This window comes from Paenibacillus ihuae, from assembly GCF_001368795.1.
GTDB lineage: Bacteria > Bacillota > Bacilli > Paenibacillales > Paenibacillaceae > Paenibacillus_AQ > Paenibacillus_AQ ihuae.
Genome location: NZ_LN831198.1, coordinates 2,816,432 through 2,818,121, shown reverse-complemented (window position 1 = coordinate 2,818,121; position 1,690 = coordinate 2,816,432). Strand labels below are relative to the sequence as shown.

1 protein-coding gene and 1 pseudogene are annotated in these 1,690 nt (G+C 43.6%); one reads left to right on the top strand and one right to left on the bottom strand.

What is annotated here, in order from left to right; all coding sequences use genetic code 11:
• The first annotated feature begins 20 nt into the window (after nucleotides 1-20).
• The gene (locus AQR02_RS12795; protein ID WP_054940826.1) at nucleotides 21-1,166 is read left to right on the top strand and encodes a hypothetical protein; all 1,146 of its coding nucleotides are present in this window, start codon (nucleotides 21-23) and stop codon (nucleotides 1,164-1,166) included.
• A gap of 297 nt (nucleotides 1,167-1,463) precedes the next feature.
• On the opposite strand, the pseudogene AQR02_RS12790 reads toward AQR02_RS12795, so the two are convergent.
• Nucleotides 1,464-1,690: pseudogene (locus tag AQR02_RS12790) on the bottom strand (MDR family MFS transporter); the annotation flags it as partial.

The following is a 1,690-nucleotide window of genomic DNA, read 5'->3' as shown; positions in this document are numbered from 1 at the left end:
TGAAAGGTTGATTCCTGCTTATGAATAGCAACAAGTTTACCTGTTTAGCCAGAGCAAAAATGCTGATAGTTCAAACTTTAAGGCTTGCTTTGATCGTAGTATTTGTGGCTAGTAGCCTTACTGCCTGTAGCAATTCCTCCGCAGGTAAGTCAGCAAGCAAGTCTGAGCATCCGACTAGAGTGCCCCCTGCGGTAGCGCAAGCATCAGGCAGCATTTATCTGTACGGTGAAGCACACGGTGTAGCCAAGATATTGGACAAGGAATATAAATTGTGGTCTCAATACTACCATAACGAGGGCATGAGGCACTTATTCGTCGAGTTATCCTATTTTACCGCCGAATACTTGAATATATGGATGCAGTCGGACAATGACGATATCTTGGAGGAGATTTATGATGATTGGGAAGGGACACTTATTCACAACCCTCATACCAAAGAGTTCTACAAAAAAATAAAAGACAATTGTCCTGAGACGATTTTTCACGGCACTGACGTTGGGCACCAATATGATACTACCGGGAGACGCTTTTTATCTTATCTTACGGCAAATGATCTGGGAGGATCTGAGAAGTATACTTTAACAATGGAAGCAATCCAGCAAGGCCAGGTTTATTATAGAAATGATAACGGTGTTTATCGGGAAAACAAGATGACGGAAAATTTTATCCGCGAATTTGAAAAGTTGGGCAATGAGAGTGTTATGGGTATTTACGGCTCAGCCCATACCGGGCTTGATGAATTGGATCTTGGTACCCAATCCATCCCATGCATGGCCAATCAATTACAGGAAAATTATGGCGACAATATTTATTCTGAGAATCTAAGCTGGATGTCTAAGGATATTGAGCCATCCAGAGTAGATTACATAACCTTACATGGCAAGGAGTATAAGGCATCGTATTTTGGAAAGCAGGATTTGACCGGATTCAAGGATTACGCCTATAGAGAATTTTGGCGGTTGGAAGACGCTTACGATGATGTCAAAAGGCTGCCGCTGGTGGATAATTATCTACCTTACGATAACTACCCTATGCTGATAAAAACAGGTCAGGTTTTTGTAATCAACAGCACCAAAACGGACGGTTCAGTGAATAGAGATTACTATCTGTCTAACGGCCAACTTTTGGAGGGCGTGAACTCAACACAACAATTCACAGCAGATTGATCAACAGTAATCTGAGGGTAATTATCTTAAATACTGCACGCGGGCTCATGCATCGGGCGTTAATGAAAGCTATATATAGGAAAATTAATGTGCTAGAAATATGGGCTCGGTTGATGTAAAGGAGTCTCTAAGACTTGCAGCTTCAATCAAAGTGGAGAAACCCATCATAATCGTGTTGAGCTCCCTCGGAGAATCTTAATTCAATAAAACAGCGACAGTCCAGGACTTTATTTCTCGTCCTTTGCTGTCGCTGTTTCAATTTCCGAGGTCAGTCTGATCCTGTATTTTCTTTTAACATTAGCCCGTTTTAACACTGGATGGCTTGACGATTACGGATTCGGCCAGCTCCCTGGTCTTAAATCTTCTATGGGCAGTGACCAGAAACGGAAGCCCGAGGGCGGTAGTCAGTGCCAGCGGTACAAACACTGCAGGACCGTTAGCAGCACCGAACTGATCCAGCAGCATACCACCGAGGATAGGAGCCATAACGCTGCCCAGACCGTTGAAGCCGATCGTCCCGAAGT